This window comes from Tidjanibacter massiliensis, assembly GCF_900104605.1.
Taxonomy (GTDB): Bacteria; Bacteroidota; Bacteroidia; order Bacteroidales; family Rikenellaceae; genus Tidjanibacter; species Tidjanibacter inops.
The window spans coordinates 1,847,791-1,863,714 of record NZ_LT629960.1 but is presented as its reverse complement, the minus strand read 5'-3'; the positions used below and the strand labels follow the sequence as shown (position 1 = coordinate 1,863,714).

Genomic DNA, 15,924 nt, shown 5'->3' with positions numbered 1-15,924 from the left:
GTACACCGTGGCGTTATGTCCGGTGTCGGTGTCCGGTCGTTGCGGCGGGAGGGTGCCTCTGTTCCGAATCCCGACGCTTGGTATCCTTGTTGGCTTTCCGATGCTTAGGGAGACCGTTCCGAAAGCGGTCGGCCGGAATGAAAGATATGACATAAGTTTTTATAACTTTGTCATCAGATAGTCCAGGGGGTTTGCAGCCTCTTGTCGCGGCGGTTGCCGTCCTGCGGTCCGCATTTGCAAAGCGGGTCGGGCGGATGCTGCGTGGAGAGAGAAAAAGGAGGAAATATGGAGTTTTTCGAATTGGTGGAACGGAGGCACAGCGTCCGCAGTTTTACTGGCGAACCGGTAGAACAGGCGGCGATAACCCGGATACTGAAGGCTGCGTTGTCGGCGCCCTCTGCGAAAAATACGCGCAGCAGCAGTTTTATGGTGGTAGAGGAGCCGGAGCTTATCGGCCGGATAGCCCGGATGAGGGATTACGGTTCGGCGTTCGTGGAGAAGGCCCCGCTCGTAATACTTGTGATGGGCGACCAGCTACGGAGCGACCTGTGGGAGGTGAATGCCGCCATATCGGCTACCTATGTACAGCTCGCTGCGCAGGCATTGGAACTGGGCAGTTGTTGGGTACATGTCGCCGGACGGCCGCGACGCAGAGAGGAGCCCGGCGGCCCCGCCGCAGAGGATTATTTGCGTTCGTTCCTGCCAGTACCGGAGAGCAGGCGCATTCTGTGTGCAGTGGCGATAGGGCATACGGCCGAACCGGCCCCTATCCGAAAGGAGGAGATACCCGACGCGGATGACAGGGTCGTCATCCTGCCGTGAGACCTTCTTTGTCGGGAGCGGTGTCGGCACTTTTCGGCGGAGGACGTTTTCCCGGAATGCGGCAGAGAGTTTCCCGTCATTAGATATTATGGATTATGGAGAATAAACCCGTTACGGTAGCGCTGATATACGACTTTGACGGTACGCTGGCACCCGGCAACATGCAGGAGTACGACTTTATTCCTGCCGTCGGCAAGAGTGCGGCCGAGTTTTGGGAGGAGAGCAACGTGATAGCCAAGGCGCAGGATGCCGACCCGATACTGACCTATATGGCGAAGATGATTGAGTGCGCCCGCCGGAAAGGGCTTTCGCTCAAGCGGGAAGCGTTCCGCGAGTCGGGGCGTAAGATAACCTATTACCGGGGCGTGCGGGAGTGGTTCGGCCGCATCAACGCATACGGCGCCGGGCGGGGCATCGACGTACAGCACTACATCAACTCCTCCGGCATCAAGGAAATTATCGAAGGGACGGACATCGCCCGGGAGTTCAAGAACATCTACGCGAGTTCGTTCCTGTACGACGACGAAGGCGCTGCCTATTGGCCCGCCGTGGGGGTGAACTATACCAACAAGACGCAGTTCATCTACAAGATAAACAAGGGTGTCGAATCGGTGAGCGATACGAAACTGGTGAACCAGTACCTCGAGGAGGAGAAGCGGCCCGTGCAGTTCAAGCACATGATATTCATCGGCGACGGGACGACGGACATCCCCTGCATGCGGCTCGTCAAGTCGCAGGGAGGACACTCGATAGCCGTCTATAACCCCGCCCACCAGGGTTCGTTCGAAGCCATGAGGAAGCTGATAGACGAGGGGCGTGCGACCTACGTCTGCCCGGCGGACTATACCGAAGGGGGCGAGATAGACAAGCTGGTAAAGACCATTATTGACAAGATATATACGGACAACAAGATAAAGCTCATGGCGGAGTCGCTCAGAGTGAACCGCAAGTGCGAAGAGTAACATCATGCAGAGAGAGATTCTGTTCGCTACGAACAATGCGCATAAGCTGGAGGAGGTAAAAGCCATCCTCGGCGACGGTTACAGGCTCGTCACGCTGCGCGAGCGAGGTATTACGGAGGAGATTCCGGAGGAACAGCCCACCATCGAGGGCAATGCGCTCCAGAAGGTGCGTTATGTCCATGCGAGAAGCGGTGCCGACTGTTTCGCCGACGATACCGGTCTGGAAGTTGCGGCGCTGGGCGGTGCGCCGGGCGTACACTCCGCGCGTTACGCTACGGAAGGCCATGACTTCGAAGCCAACGTGAGGCTTCTGCTGCACAACCTCGAAGGGGTTTCCGACCGCCGCGCCCGTTTCCGGACAGTCGTCGCATTGATACTCGACGGACAGGAATATACCTTCGAAGGGATTGTGAACGGAACCATTGCGGAGTCGCCCCGTGGCGGGGAGGGTTTCGGATACGACCCGGTCTTCATACCCGACGGTTACGCGGAGACTTTCGCGCAGATGCCCGCCGGACTGAAAAACGCCATCAGCCACAGGGCCATCGCCGTCCGCCGCTTTGCGGAATTCATGCAGGAGAGGCGGGAAGTCTGATATCCGCATCGTTCCGAGGTCGGGGCTGCCGACCGGTCGGGCAAACAATCGGTACGGTACGGATGGCGGAGCGCTTTCCCGGTGTACGGGAAGGTTCTTCGTGCCGTCTCCATACTGCGGGAGTCTCGGAATCCGTTTCTATAAGGTCTGATACACCTTCCTTATCGTTATCTTTGCAGCATGGATTTCAAGTTAGTATCCGATTATAAACCGACCGGCGACCAGCCCGAGGCCATCGCCGAACTCGTCCGTTCCATCAACGGGCACAGCCGGCACAATACCCTGCTTGGCGTCACCGGTTCCGGGAAGACATTCACCATTGCGAATGTCATCGCCCAGTTGAAGCGGCCCACGCTCGTCCTAAGCCACAACAAGACGCTGGCGGCACAGCTTTACGGCGAATTCAAGTCGTTCTTCCCGGAGAATGCCGTGGAGTATTTCGTCTCCTATTACGATTATTACCAGCCGGAAGCCTATCTTCCGGCCTCCGATACCTATATCGAAAAAGACCTCTCCATCAACGAGGAGATAGAGAAACTGCGTCTGCGTACCACGGCCTCGCTCCTTTCCGGGCGCAGGGATATTGTCGTGGTATCGAGCGTGTCGTGTCTCTACGGTATCGGGAACCCGGAGGATTTCCACGCTTCGAGCGTGAAACTGACGGCAGGCGAGGCTCCCGGCCGCAAGAAAATCCTCTACGCTCTTGTGGATGCCCTCTATACCCGCACCGAGGCGGAACTCCAGAGCGGTACCTTCCGGGTGAACGGCGAGGTCATCGACGTCATGTCGGCATACAGCGATTCGGTTTACCGCATCTCGATGTTCGACGACGAAGTGGAACAAATCGCACGCATCGACCCTGCAAGCGGACAGGTACTCGAAAGACTCGACACGGTGACGATATTTCCCGCCAACATGTTCGTGACGACGCGGGAACGCACCAACCGGGCCATCCAACAGATACAGCTCGACCTCGGCGAACGAATCCGCTTCTTCGAGGAGGCGGGCCGGATGATGGAGGCACAGCGTATCAAACAGCGCGTGGAGTATGACCTGGAGATGATAAAGGAGCTCGGCTACTGTTCCGGCATCGAAAACTATTCCCGTTATCTGGACGGACGGAAGGAGGGGACGCGCCCCTTCTGCCTGCTGGACTACTTTCCGGAAGACTACCTGCTGGTCATCGACGAGAGCCATGTAACCATTCCGCAGATAAGGGCCATGTACGGCGGCGACCGTGCCCGCAAGGAGAGCCTCGTGGAGTACGGTTTCCGGCTCCCGGCGGCCAAGGACAACCGTCCCCTCACCTTCAGCGAGTTCGAAGCGCTGGCGGGTACTTCCATTTACGTGAGCGCTACGCCGGCCGACTACGAGCTTACCAAGAGCGAAGGGGCCATCGTGGAGCAGCTCATCCGGCCGACGGGTCTGGTGGACCCGCCCATCTCCGTGCGGCCGACCGAAAATCAGATAGACGACCTTGTGGACGAGATACAGCTCCGGGCCGAGAAGGGAGAGCGGGTACTCGTCACCACGCTGACCAAGCGCATGGCCGAAGAGCTGTCGAAGTATTTCGACCGTATCGGCATCCGCAACCGGTACATCCATTCGGAAGTGGAGACGCTCGAACGCATCCAGATTCTCGAAGACCTGCGGGCCGGTTCGTTCGATGTGCTCATAGGCGTGAACCTGCTGCGCGAGGGGCTCGACCTTCCGGAGGTATCGCTCGTGGCCATCATGGATGCGGACAAGGAGGGATTCCTGCGCAGCGACAGGGCCTTGACGCAGACAGCGGGCCGCGCGGCCCGCAACGTGAACGGACAGGTCATCATGTATGCCGACAGGCGCACCGAAGCGATGCAGCTGGCCATCAGCGAGAGCAACCGCCGCAGGGAGAAACAGCTCCGTTACAACGAGGAGCACGGTCTTGTGCCGCGTCAGGCGCAGAAGAGCGGCAAGGCGGGGAACGACCTGCTGCTGAACCTTGCCGAAAGCGACAGCTCGCCCTATCCCATGGCAAGCGGTTTTGCGATAGCGGCCGACATCAATGAGTCCTACTCCGCCATGAGCCTGCCTGAAGCCATCGCGGATGCCCGTGCGAAGATGGAGAAAGCGGCGGCGGAACTCGACTTTATCGCCGCTGCCAAGTACCGCAACCACATGTACTCCCTTCAGGAGAAGCTGCGGGTGGAACAGGAGGTATCCGGCAAAAAACGAAAACAGTGAGGGGATGAACGGTTCATGCCATAATGCGTACACACTGCGGAGGGAGGTTGCTCTGATTCGTGCGAAGGAGGAAGTGAACGGTGCGGTCGGCGGACGGAGGATGCGGCAACCGTTCGGACGGAGAGGAAAATGAAAGCGGCCGAGATAATAACCAGGATGGTAGATTTCTTCTACGTGAAGCCTTTGAGGAGGATAATTCCTCTCGAAACGTTCCGCTATGCCGTATGCGGCGGCATCAACATGCTGTTGGGGTGGGTGCTCTATGCCCTGCTCTACAAGTATGTGATACGGGGGTGCTACCTCGACCTCGGTTTCGTGGTGATGTCTCCCCATGTTCTGGCATTGGCCGTACAATTCGTGATAACGTTCTTCACCGGGTTCTGGTTGAACCGCAACGTGACTTTCTCGTTATCGCCCCTCAGCGGCCGCCGCCAGCTTCTCCGTTACGTACTGCAGGCGGGCGGTGCGCTTCTGCTCAATTACCTGCTGCTGAAACTGCTCGTCGAGGCTGCCCACCTCTATGCACCTCTTGCGAGACCGCTGACGGATGCCGTCGTGGTGGTTTACAGTTACCTGACGGCCCGTTTCTTTACCTTCCGTACCGCGGGGATGAGACCCGACCGGGAGGACGGTAGTGCCTGACGTCGTATCGATACGAAAAGAGGAGTTGCGACACGGGGAGTTGAGGGCATCCGTATCGCAATATTTGCAGGAGAGGCCCTGCGAACATATTCCGCAGGGCCTCTCCTGTTCCGTATGCGGGCCGGTCGCTGCCGGCCCGGTCTCAGCGGACTATCTTGATGTCCTTGATGCGTAGCTGGGGCGTCGTTTTCCCCCGATAGTGATTCTCTACCACGGTATAGCAGACGTCCACGGGCCGGCCGCTCCGTATCCATTCGAGGTAGGCGGGCTGCTGGAATGCGATGGCGGCTATTGTGGTGTTGGGTTTCTGTTTCTGTGTCAGGTCCATGCGCAGGTGCTCCTTCTCCGCACCCACGAGTTTTGCATCGCCCCGGTTGCTTACACCCCGCGTCACGAATACGGGCGCCGTATTGCCGGGTCCGAAAGGCTGGAAGGCTTCCAGCGTCGCGCGGAACGAGGGCGTGATGTCGCTGAAGAGGAGTTCGGAATCTATCTCCACCTGGGGTATGAGCATGTTCGGGTCGATGTTCTGCTCCACGTATTCGTTGAAACGGTGCATGAACGCTTCTATGTTCTCCGGCTTCATGGTAAGTCCCGCGGCATACATGTGCCCTCCGAAATTCTCCAGCAGGTCGGCACACGACTCTACCGCCTGGTAGAGGTCGAAGCCCGGAACGCTCCGGGCCGAACCGGTAACGAATCCGTTGCTCATGGTAAGCACCACCGTGGGACGGTAATAGGTTTCGATGAGGCGCGATGCCACGATGCCGACGATGCCCTTCATCCATTTCGGATTGTAAATCACCGTACTCTTCATCATGGCGTACTCCGGGTGGCTGCGGATGTAGTCGTGTGCCTCCTGCGTTACCGAGCGGTCGATGCTTTTGCGGGCTTGGTTGCTGCTGTCGATGAAGATGCCGAACTCGTCGGCGAGGTCTTCGTTGCGCTCCACGAGCAGGTTGACCGCGGCGTGTCCGCCCGACGGAGCCGACATGTCCTCCTCCCTGTCCACGGCCATGCGGCCGGCGGCGTTGATGCGGGGTCCTATCTTGAACACGATGTCGTCTATCGTGATTTTATGCCCCTCCAGACCGCAAATCTTGATGATGGACTGCAACCCCTTGCGTGGCTTCTCATTCAGTTTTTTGAGACCGTAATGGGCCAGTATCCTGTTCTCGCCCACGAGCGGTACGATATCCGCCGCGGTGCTCACCACGACCAGGTCGAGCAGACCCACGATGCTTTCGAACGGAATGCCCTTGTACTGGCAGTATCCCTGCACGAGTTTGAATCCAACTCCGCAGCCGGAGAGTTCGTCGAAAGGATAGTCGTCTCCGGGCTGTTTGGGGTCGAGTACCGCCACGGCGGCCGGTATCTCCTCTCCCGGCAGATGGTGGTCGCAGATGATGAAGTCGATTCCGAGCTGGTTGGCATAGGCCACTTTCTCGACGGCTTTGATGCCGCAGTCGAGTGCGATGATGAGGTCTACTCCGTTCTTTTTGGCATAGTCCACGCCAAGTTTCGAGATGCCGTACCCTTCCGTATAACGGTCGGGTATGTAGAAGAGCAGCTCTTCCATCCCCATCTGGCGAAGGAAAATGTAAACCAGAGCCACGGCAGTGGTTCCGTCCACGTCGTAATCGCCGTAGACCATGATTTTCTGGCCGCGCGTCACGGCTTCGTCCACCCTGCGAACCGCCTTCTCCATATCCTTCATCAGGAACGGGTCGTGCAGGTCCGACAGCTTCGGACTGAAGAACCTCGAAACTTCGTCGTAAGTGTCTATGCCCCTTTGTACGAGTAGGTTAGCAAGCACCCTCGGGATTCCGGTAGCGGTGGCGAGTTCGTCCACCTTCTGCGGGTCACCCTGGGGCTTGATTACCCAACGTTTTTCGATAGGCATAATCTTCTATTTTTATTTTAATATTTATAATCTTTTCGAGGTGCGCCGCGAACCGGCCTGCCACATCTTTCAGGTCCGTTTCGGTTCCCGTCTCTTTCCGTATGGAGGTCACCCCCCTGTCCGAGAAACCGCACGGGTTGATGTAGTCGAACCAACGCAGGTCCGTATTCACGTTGAGCGCGAAACCGTGCATCGTCACGTAGCGCGACGAACGTACTCCGATTGCGGCTATTTTCCGCATCGGGCCGCCTTCGGTCAGCCACACCCCCGCCGCTCCTGCGACACGGGTACCGCTGATGCCGTAGTCGGCTATCGTCCGTATGACCGCTTCCTCAATCGAGTGGATATACTCCTTGAGTCCGATGCCCTCGCGTTCGAGGTCGAGTATGGGATAGCCCACCAACTGTCCCGGGCCGTGGAACGTGATGTCCCCTCCCCGGTCTATGCGGTAGAACGATGCACCTTTGCTTTTGAGGAAATCTTCGGCCACGAGCATGTTCTCTTCATGGCCGCTTTTGCCCAGCGTATAGACCGGCGGATGTTCGCACAGCAGCAAATATTGCTCCGCTTTCCGTCCGTCTCCGCTCTTGGAGGCCAGCAGGTCGTTGAAAAGCTGTTTCTGCAGTTCCCAGCAGCCGGCATAATCCATAACGCCCAAGTCGCGGCAAATCACTCTCTCCTTCGGCGTCTCCATGGTCAGTCCTCTTTTCGGAAGTTGAGCAGGGCCTCTTCGGCCATGTAGGAGGAACGGACCAGCGGGGCACTCGCCACATATCGGAATCCCCGCATCCGCGCCAGGTCGCCGTACATGGCGAACTTCTGCGGAGTGACATATTCCGCCACGGGGTAGTGTTTCATGGTGGGACGCAGGTACTGGCCCAGCGTGACGATGGAGCATCCCGCATCGGCCAGGTCGTCGAGCGTTGCCAGTATCTCGGTTTCGGTCTCTCCGAGGCCGAGCATGAGGCCGCTTTTGGCCACCGCGCCGCGCGAGGCGATGTAGCGGAGTACTTCCAGCGAAGTGCGGTACCGGGCCCGCGAACGTACGAGGGGTGTCAGCCTCTCGACGGTCTCGATGTTGTGGCCGATGATATCCGGTGCGGCGTCGATGACGATGTCGAGCAGCTCTTTGCGGCAGTCGAAATCGGGAATGAGCACCTCGATGGTGGTGTCGGGATTCACGCGCCGGATGGCACGAATCGTTTCGGCCCAATGGCCGGCTCCTCCGTCGGGTAGGTCGTCCCTGTCCACGGATGTGAGTACGGCATGTTTGAGCCCCATGAGGCGTATGGATTCGGCGACCTCTTCGGGTTCGCCCTGTTCGGGAGGTAACGGTTTACCGGTTTTGGTCGCACAGAACTTGCATGAACGGGTACAGACATCGCCGAGTATCATGAATGTGGCGGTCTTCCTGCTCCAGCATTCGGCCTTGTTGGGGCACTTTCCGCTGTCGCATATCGTATGCAGTCCGTGTTTCTCCACGATTTTCGAAACATCGGCGTATTTCACGTCGTTGTGGAGTTTTATCTTCAGCCAGCCGGGTTTTATATTCTTCGCTACCTTGTCATAAGTATCAGACATTGACTTTCACTATTTTTCCAATTGACACAAAAGTAATTATAATTTTCGGATTTTCCATAGCCCGGCCCGATAATTCGTGACGGATTCCTGTCGGGACGGTTGGGTACCGGTTTTCTGAGAGATGTAATGTATTTGCCGCAGAAGTATTTCCGGCTGTCGGGAGATGCCGGGACGGGGCAGTTTACGGATAATTTGTTCCGAAAGACCGGCAAATGGCCGAGGAGTGCTGCATCCGGTGCGGACAGGGTATGGATGTTTCGGCTTGCGTCTTGGCGGGATTGCAGAGCAGACCGGGAAGATTGGAACCTTCCCGACTGGAGGAGTGTATCGGACAGAACTGTTGTATTGCAACAGGCGGGACGAACAATCCTCACCCCGCCTGCCGTGCTTGAAAGAGCATCGTGTTATTCCGTCACGACGCTTACTTCGGGTCTGTCTTTGAAGAGGCCGCTCACGTATTCCAGTTCGTATCCGGGGTCTACGATTACTTTTTTGAGCGACGTATTGCCCTGTACGATATAATATTCTGCCCAGTCGCTGCAATAGCCGTTTTTCAGGTTGATGAGTTCCAGAACCGGCATATCCTGCAGTTCCACAATTTCGACGTTCTCATGGATGCTCAAATCGATTTCCCTGACGGGGTTGTTGCTGGCGTACAGCTCCCGCAGGGCGGCATTGCCGGAAAGGTCCAGTTCGCCGAGTTCGTTGTCGAAGACGAACAGCCACATCAGGAACGGTAGCTCCGTGAGGTCAATCGCGGTGAGTTTGTTGGCGTACACGTTGAGCCGCATGAGTTTGGGCAGTCCGGAGAGGGAGAGTGAGGTCAGTCGGTTGTCGTTCAGGTGCAGTTCCGTCAATTCGGCGCAGTCGGCTACCGTCAGCTCCGTCAGTTGGTTTTTTACGGCATCCAGCCGGACGAGGTTGTCGAGCCCGACGGCACGCAGGGAGGTCAGTCGGGCTTCGTTTATGTAAGCGTTTTCCAGCTTGGGCAATACCGACAAATCGAGGTCGGTCAGGGCGGTACGCTGCAGGTACAATACCGTCATTTCGGGCGTTTTGCTCAGATTCAGTTCCGATATCCCGGTGCCGTACAGGCGAAGGTCCGTCAGTTGGCCCAGTTGGTCGAGTCTGAGGGCGGTTATCGGATTCTCGCCGAGGTTCAGGGCCCGGAGATTTGTCAGTCCTTCTATCGGTGCGGCATCCGTGACGCGATGGAATTTCAGGTTGAGGGTTTCCAGCGCAGTGAAGTATTGCAGCCCGTCCAGACTTTTTACCGTATTGGCGTCGGTCGCATCCTCGGCATAATCGTATCCCATCTCTATCGCAGTGAAAGCGGCGGCTTCGTCGAATGAGATGATGCCGTCCGAATCCATGTCGATGCCGTTGTCGAAAAGATATTTTTCGAGGACTTTGTCCGGAATTGCGACATGGCTGGGCGGTTCCGGTTCATCGGCCCGGGTCGTGAAAGAGATTTCACGCCAGGAGGAGTCTTCGTATTCGTTGTTGCCCAAGGCCCGTAGAGCCAGCGTATAAGAGGTTTCGCTCTCCAGCCCTTCTGCGACAGCCTCCGTTTCGTCGTCGGGAACCTTCTGGCTGACGACCGTCGTCTCTTCCCGTTTTATCGTGTATTCGTATCCGTCGGCGTTTTCTACTTTTTTCCACGAAAAGGCGGCGGTAGTCGGGGTAATCGCTCCGAGCGTTACGGCCGGGGTTGCAAGTTGCGTCGGGCCGACGGTTGGGGGCGCAGGGGGTGCAGGGGGCGTTTCTTTGCAGCCTCCAAAAGCGAAGGCAAGGAATCCAATAAAAATCGAAGTCAGTCTTTTCATAGGAAATCTTTGTTAGCGGTTAGTGAAATGAATTATGTCGCAATTTAATCTTTTTATTTGGAAATATAGCATATATGCCGATTATTTTGAAAATAATCCGTCATTTAGTTGTATATATGAAGCGTATGGAGAATGTGTGTACGGTTTGTAGCAGGAGTCTATGTTGTCGTTTCGGAATATTTATTCGATGTTTCCGGGTGTCGGGTATTCCAGCCGGGCCGTTCGGTCCGAATGTATTCAGGTAAGATATTGAAGTAGGATGGGTGGGGGAAACGGCTTGAACAGAGGGAAAACTGGGCAGGATGAGTGGCATACGCTTTGTTTTTGCGGAGATTGGTTTTAAATTTGTTTCTGAAGCAACGTTTCGGGGATATGCCGGGTACGGGTATCCGTGGAATTGCCGAGGGGCTGCGAAGGATGCCGGGAGGGAGACTCACGGTTTCCTCTTGATACGAATTAAATGACAAAGGATATGTATGTAAAGAGCAACTGGTTTTTCATCCTCTATAAGACGCTGTTGGTCATCGCGGCGGCATATGGACTCCATTTCCATATGGCGGCCGGCAAGTGGGGCGATTTCAACTATTATACGGTACTCAGCAATGCGGTCTGCTTCTTTTATTTCCTTGCGTCGCTGGTGTTCAACGTCCGGCAGCTGGCCCGGGGGCGCCATACGGTGACGTGGAGACCGCGGGCCGAGGGGGCCGTGGTTTTCTGTATCACGGTCACGTTTCTGATATATCACTTCATTTTGCGGCCCGAAGCGTTCCGGATGGGAAACGGAGGCAGCTTCTACTCGGTGCTCAACATGGTGCAGCACTACATCGTTCCGCTGATGGCCCTGCTCGACTGGCTGTTGTTCTGTCCCAAGGGGCGCTGGCGCCGTTACGACCCCGCCTCCTGGCTGCTTATCCCGCTGGCCTATTTCATCTATATCCTCATCCGGGCACCGTTCGCCGGCAACATAGGCGGAACGTCAAGCCCTTATCCTTACAGTTTCATAGACATACAGGCGCACGGAGTGGGCATCGTGGCCCGGAATGCGCTGCTCGCGGCCCTCGGCATGTTCGTGCTCGCCTACCTGATGTATTTCATCGACCTCGGCCTGTCGCGGCTGGGCAGGCGGATGAAGCGTATGCATCTGAAAGAGCGGGACTGACGGTTCCGTTCGGGTTGCGATTGCCGAATACCTGCCGACGGTATACCGTCGGCAGGTTCTGTTTCTCGGAAAGGCGGGGCGTTCCTTCCGGCCGCATTCGAAAGAGGTCGCCCTTTGGGGCTGTGGCTGTCCGGACGGTACGTTGCCGGGGCAACGGCAAGAGGCGGGTACCGTAAAAGATCGATTTTATGAATCGATAAAATTCGGGAATCTTTTGGAATGTTGGAAGTGATATTCTATATTTGTTATACGGCCTCCGAAGGCAGGGAGGCGGGGTAGCATGCTGGAATCGAGACGGTTGAGGGTAATTGCCGCTTGCCGTTTCGGGAGGCTGTCCGGCACATGAATTTCTGTTCGGGGGTACGGCGTCCGGCAGGCGGGTAGGTCGGTACGAGATGTTCGGCGTCATGTTTTATGGTTGATTTCCGGAATCTGGATTGTCGTATGATGGAATTCGATGGTACGTTGAGGAATATCCAGTTGATTCTGAGCCTGATGATTCTGGGTCTGTGTGTGTTCGGAGGAGTTACCCTGTTGGCACACCCGCGGAGAAGCAGAGCCAAATCCATTCTTGGGGCGGGTATGCTGCTTTGGGCGGTGTTAATCGTTTTCCGGTTGGCGGTCAATCCTTGGCTGGACAGTTCCAAGCCCCTTTTCCAGCCGCTTATCCTCATTATCGGAGGATTCGGGATGGCTGTCACTACATGCTACATCATTGAGATTCTGCGTCCGGGATTCCTTACATTCAGACGTTTTATTCTTTTCCTCTCTCCGGTCATCGTCTGTTCGCTCCTTTTCGGAGTTTATTACGTTTACCGTCGGCAAATGCCGGTTTATTACAGCCCGAGAGATTTGCTCTCCTTCTCCGATATCGACATATTGTTCCGGGGTGCGCTGATAGCGTGCAATATTCTGTATATGCTCATCCCGTCCTACCTGACAATCCGCGACGGTCGGGCGTACTCTGCGATGTTGCGGGAAAACGTATCCGACCCGGAAAATTACGACTTGCGCTGGCTGCAAAGGATTATGCTCATCCTTTCGACTTTGTATGTTTTCTATCTGGTGCTGCTGTTCACGCACAATACGCTGCTGTATGTAATCGACAAGGTCGTCATCCTCGTCTTGTGGTACTATTTTTTCTACCGGGCCCTGTTCCTGAAAGAGGTACCGTGGAGGGTATCTTTCCGGGCCGGTTGGCGGTGTCCCGACGAAGGGGCGGATGCGAATGATACCGGAATCGGTTTCCTCACCGGAACGAATTATGTGAAAGAGATAGAACAGTGGTTCAGGGAGGAGAAGCCTTACCTTCGGGGCGATTTGCGCCTGTCCGATTTGCAAAGGAGGTTTCCTATCGGCAGGACCTATCTTTCCCAGTTGTTCAACAAAGCGCTGGGAGTCTCTTTCTCCGACTATGTGAATCGGTTCAGGGTTGAGGAGAGCCGGCGTCTCCTCGAGACGGATTCCCGGATGACCATTGACGAGATAGCGGAACTGGCCGGGTTCAATTCGACCAGCGCTTTCCGCAGGGCCTTTGCGAAATGTATGGAGGTGTCGCCTTCGGAGTACCGGAAAAGGTATATGAGCAGCTCCCCCGGCAGATAAATCGGACGGGAAGAACTGCCCATCGTTTCGGTACGGCGAAGCCGCCCGAAATCTCCGGGCGGCCTGTCGATGTTCCGTTCCAATCAAGGTTGTCGTTTTGCAGTACTGTTCCCGTCCGGGCCCAGCCACTCCTGTAACATACGGTCAATTTCTTCCTCATCGGAGGGCGAGGGAGCGTGTATGTCGATAATCCTGTTATGTCCGTCGAACAGCATGAAACGGGGGATTGCCGTGATGCTGTACTCCTCCTCTAGGACCTGTCGGGATTGGGGTGTGGCCAGGTATTGTTTCCAACCCGGTCGGTCGGGCATGGCCGTTTGAAGCCATGCCTCCCTGTCCGTATCGATGGAGAGACTGACTATTTCCAGGCGGTCGTCTCCTTCGTATCGTTGCGCCAGCTCTTCGAGGAACTGCATTTCGTAACGGCAGGGGCCGCACCAGGAGGCCCATACGTCGACATAGCGGACTTTTCCTTTCAGGCTGGAAAGGTTTACCTTCGTGCCGTTCCGGTCCTCCATCTCCAGGTCGAGCAGTTCCTTGCCCGGGCCGAACTTCCGGATGGCCGTTATTTTCGATTCATAGGCTTGTTCCATATCCTGCAGTGTGGCGGTGTCCCGGCATATTCGGGTAAAGAGCGCATAGGTTTCTTCCAGCGATTCGACGGCGGTTTCGTTCAGGAGAGCGGAATACATGCACTCTCCCGAGAGACAGTCCAGTACCTCTTGATTAGAGACTCTTCGCGCCAGTTCCTTCAACACGTTGAGGTCGGAGCGTTCGATATGCGCCGATTGCATGTCCCACACCAACACGAGTTCCGTCAGACCGCTTCTGGCATTCGCTATGTCGTTCAGGTCAATGTTCCGTGCGAAGTCCCAGAACATCGCATCCTCCACGTCGCCCTCGGGCGCGACATAGAGTTTGTAGCTGGCGCGGTAACAGTAAAGGTTGTAGTCCCTGCGGGCCGTCAGCTCCTTCAGGGCCGATTCGGCGAATTTCCGGTCTTTGACCTTTTTCAGCAGTTTCACGACGGCCGTGTATTCGTCCATGAGCTTTTTGCGGTACTCCGGGAAACTCATCCGGGCGATTTCTTCGGGGTCGTCACCCGAAAAGGCTTCGTTCATCCTGCGGACGATTTCGCATTCATTTGCCACATTGCCGCGTAGGGTGGGCGGCTGTCCGGGTTCGTTCGCATCGAACCTGATACGTATGCGGGCACCTTTCCGCACATATAGATAGACCGGTGTGGAGGTTTCCGGAATGTACAATAGATAGGTTCCCGAAGGTCCCTCCACGGCAAAGCGGTATCGGAAAGTACCGTCTGCCTTTACTGAAATGGTATCCGCGCTGTCGCTCTCCTCCTGCAGAAGCAGCAGTTGTTTGTCATCGAGGTTTCTGATTACTCCGGAGATGACGGCTTCCTTGTTGAAGAGGTGCCCTTTACAAGAGACGGTACCTGCGACGATACTTCCGACAGCCAGCAGGTAGATACAGGAGGAGAGGGCTTTTGTTGCTTTGTTGTTCATACCGTATCGTATTTTTAAAGTCTGTACCCGATGGTGACGGAGAGGACGGAGTTGTTGTTCAGGTTGTTGATGTCAAGATTCTTGAGTACCCCGTATCCTCCCATTGTGTATCGTATATCGAGTATGAGCCGGTCGGTGAAGTCATAGGAGATGCCCAGAGGTACCGCACAGTCGTAACTGCGGATACGTGAATGAACCGGCTGTTTTTTAATCAGTTTGCCTTTCACGTTGGCATTGAGCAGAATGGACGGCTGTAAGCCGACCTTCAGGGCCAATCCCTTATAGACGTAGAAGTTGGCCAATACGGGGAGGTCCAGATAGTTCAGTCTGAATTTGGCATCGGTGATACCCGGGATGAGGTCGGCTTTAAACCCCTTGCCGGAAAACAGGATGTCGAAGGATAGCATGAAGCGCCGTGAAAAACGGTAATTGATGAAACCGCCGCCGGTATACCCCCAGCGCGATGCAATATGGTCATCCTCCTGCAGAATCTTCGACTCCGTTATGAGGGTGCTCAGGTTGGCGCCGCTTTTTATGCCCCATGAAAAACCGTGGCGAAACTCCTGGGCAGAAACCGAAGTCATGGAAAAGATGGCGAGCATGGCCATACATACTAAATAAATCCTTTTCATTTCTTTGTTTTTTATGTGTTAATTGATTTCCGATGCAAATTTGCAGCACGACTGCCGGGTCGGCATGTCGTTTCGTACAAAACGGCCCGCTTTTTCTTCAAAGGAGAAAACGACCGGATTGTACGATGCGTCTTATCGTTCAAGTCTTATTGTAAATAACTATATATCATATAAAAATACTGAGGGCAATTTTCGTTTCTGCCCTTGGCGGCATCGGCCGCTCCTGTCGGATTTATCAGGATAAAACTCCCGGGAAATGCGGTTTTCTCTGTTTGCAGCCGGAGTTATGTTCTGTGAGGGCCTCCGAGCGGCGTATCGGCACATATAGAGGCGGCATCCAGTCTTTGCAGTTCTTTCGTGTTTGCCTCGACCGAATCGTGTCTGCGCCCGCAGACTGGGCTGTTGTTCGATGATTGCGTTCGGTTTTCATCGAATATATTCCTATATTTGC

13 protein-coding genes are annotated in these 15,924 nt (G+C 55.7%); 7 read left to right on the top strand and 6 right to left on the bottom strand.

Annotated features, from left to right (window positions below; genetic code table 11):
• The first annotated feature begins 285 nt into the window (after window positions 1-285).
• From BQ5361_RS08910 to BQ5361_RS08890, 5 genes are all read left to right on the top strand, one after another.
• Window positions 286-822, top strand: a complete 537-nt coding sequence (locus tag BQ5361_RS08910; protein ID WP_035471339.1) for a nitroreductase family protein — start codon at window positions 286-288, stop codon at window positions 820-822.
• 95 nt (window positions 823-917) lie between these two features.
• Window positions 918-1,784 carry an HAD family hydrolase gene (locus BQ5361_RS08905; protein WP_022063952.1) on the top strand — a complete coding sequence of 289 codons (867 nt, stop codon included), beginning with the start codon at window positions 918-920 and terminating at the stop codon, window positions 1,782-1,784.
• A 4-nt stretch (window positions 1,785-1,788) separates the two neighbouring features.
• Window positions 1,789-2,379, top strand: a complete 591-nt coding sequence (rdgB, locus tag BQ5361_RS08900) for an RdgB/HAM1 family non-canonical purine NTP pyrophosphatase (protein WP_022063953.1) — start codon at window positions 1,789-1,791, stop codon at window positions 2,377-2,379.
• A 180-nt stretch (window positions 2,380-2,559) separates the two neighbouring features.
• Window positions 2,560-4,602, top strand: a complete 2,043-nt coding sequence (gene uvrB / locus BQ5361_RS08895; protein WP_022063954.1) for an excinuclease ABC subunit UvrB — start codon at window positions 2,560-2,562, stop codon at window positions 4,600-4,602.
• A gap of 156 nt (window positions 4,603-4,758) precedes the next feature.
• A complete protein-coding gene (locus BQ5361_RS08890; RefSeq protein ID WP_022063955.1) occupies window positions 4,759-5,244 on the top strand; it encodes a GtrA family protein in 486 nt (161 codons plus the stop codon).
• Window positions 5,245-5,386: 142 nt separating this feature from the next.
• On the opposite strand, the gene recJ is transcribed toward BQ5361_RS08890, so the two are convergent.
• The 4 genes from recJ to BQ5361_RS08870 all read right to left on the bottom strand — a co-directional run bounded on the left by recJ (window position 5,387) and on the right by BQ5361_RS08870 (window position 10,554).
• A complete protein-coding gene (gene recJ, locus BQ5361_RS08885; RefSeq protein ID WP_022063956.1) occupies window positions 5,387-7,147 on the bottom strand; it encodes a single-stranded-DNA-specific exonuclease RecJ in 1,761 nt (586 codons plus the stop codon).
• Window positions 7,107-7,841: a lipoyl(octanoyl) transferase LipB gene (gene lipB, locus BQ5361_RS08880; protein WP_022063957.1), complete on the bottom strand. Its 735-nt coding sequence runs from the start codon at window positions 7,839-7,841 to the stop codon at window positions 7,107-7,109. The genes recJ and lipB overlap by 41 nt, the downstream gene beginning before the upstream one ends.
• A gap of 2 nt (window positions 7,842-7,843) precedes the next feature.
• The gene (gene lipA, locus BQ5361_RS08875) at window positions 7,844-8,728 is read right to left on the bottom strand and encodes a lipoyl synthase (RefSeq protein WP_022063958.1); all 885 of its coding nucleotides are present in this window, start codon (window positions 8,726-8,728) and stop codon (window positions 7,844-7,846) included.
• A gap of 404 nt (window positions 8,729-9,132) precedes the next feature.
• Entirely contained in the window at window positions 9,133-10,554 is a 1,422-nt protein-coding gene (locus BQ5361_RS08870; protein ID WP_052130928.1) for a hypothetical protein, read from the bottom strand.
• A gap of 460 nt (window positions 10,555-11,014) precedes the next feature.
• On the opposite strand from BQ5361_RS08870, the gene BQ5361_RS08865 reads away from it, so the two are divergent.
• Entirely contained in the window at window positions 11,015-11,713 is a 699-nt protein-coding gene (locus BQ5361_RS08865; RefSeq protein ID WP_154822287.1) for a Pr6Pr family membrane protein, read from the top strand.
• A 444-nt stretch (window positions 11,714-12,157) separates the two neighbouring features.
• Complete coding sequence (locus tag BQ5361_RS08860) at window positions 12,158-13,318, top strand: AraC family transcriptional regulator (protein WP_257525899.1); 1,161 nt, start codon at window positions 12,158-12,160, stop codon at window positions 13,316-13,318.
• A gap of 83 nt (window positions 13,319-13,401) precedes the next feature.
• Here BQ5361_RS08860 and BQ5361_RS08855 read toward each other — a convergent pair whose 3' ends face one another.
• Together BQ5361_RS08855 and BQ5361_RS08850 are read right to left on the bottom strand one after the other, a co-directional pair.
• A complete protein-coding gene (locus BQ5361_RS08855; protein ID WP_035471345.1) occupies window positions 13,402-14,841 on the bottom strand; it encodes a TlpA family protein disulfide reductase in 1,440 nt (479 codons plus the stop codon).
• A gap of 14 nt (window positions 14,842-14,855) precedes the next feature.
• Window positions 14,856-15,473, bottom strand: a complete 618-nt coding sequence (locus BQ5361_RS08850; RefSeq protein WP_035471349.1) for a porin family protein — start codon at window positions 15,471-15,473, stop codon at window positions 14,856-14,858.
• Window positions 15,474-15,924 lie beyond the last annotated feature (451 nt).